Genomic DNA, 383 nt, shown 5'->3' with positions numbered 1-383 from the left:
GCCGGCGGCCGGTCGCGCGGCGCGCGCCCGCCGGGCGCACCGGCCCCGCCCCGCCCGGCCCGCTCCGCGCGCCCCCGCCCGGGGCCGCCCGCCCCGCCCCGCCGCGCGTCACCGCGCCGCCCGTGCGCCCCTCCGCCGCCGCGACCCGCCGCCCGCGGGGGCCGGGAGCACCGCGCCCCGGGGGTGGCGCGGGCGCACCGCCTAGCGGGCGCCGGGGGCCAGGAACGCCCGCAGCAGTTCCCGGAGTTCGGCCTCGAAGGCGGCGTAGCGGGCGCGGAGCGCGGCGCCGGGCCAGTCGGCGGGGAGCAGCGGGTCCGGCAGCAGCGGGTCGGTGACGAGGTGGCGGAGGACGGCCGCGGCGGCGGTGAAGCGGTCGGCGGGGG

Annotated in this window: 1 protein-coding gene; it reads right to left on the bottom strand. The window is 87.5% G+C overall.

Annotated features, from left to right (window positions below):
- Positions 1 to 201 precede the first annotated feature (201 nt).
- The coding region (locus ADL22_RS14885) for a PaaX family transcriptional regulator C-terminal domain-containing protein (protein WP_324615560.1) at positions 202 to 383 on the bottom strand (182 nt) is incomplete at its 5' end.

It is taken from the genome of Streptomyces sp. NRRL F-4489 (assembly GCF_001509485.1).
In the GTDB taxonomy this organism is placed as follows: Bacteria; Actinomycetota; Actinomycetes; order Streptomycetales; family Streptomycetaceae; genus Streptomyces.
This window is presented reverse-complemented; position numbering and strand designations above follow the sequence as displayed.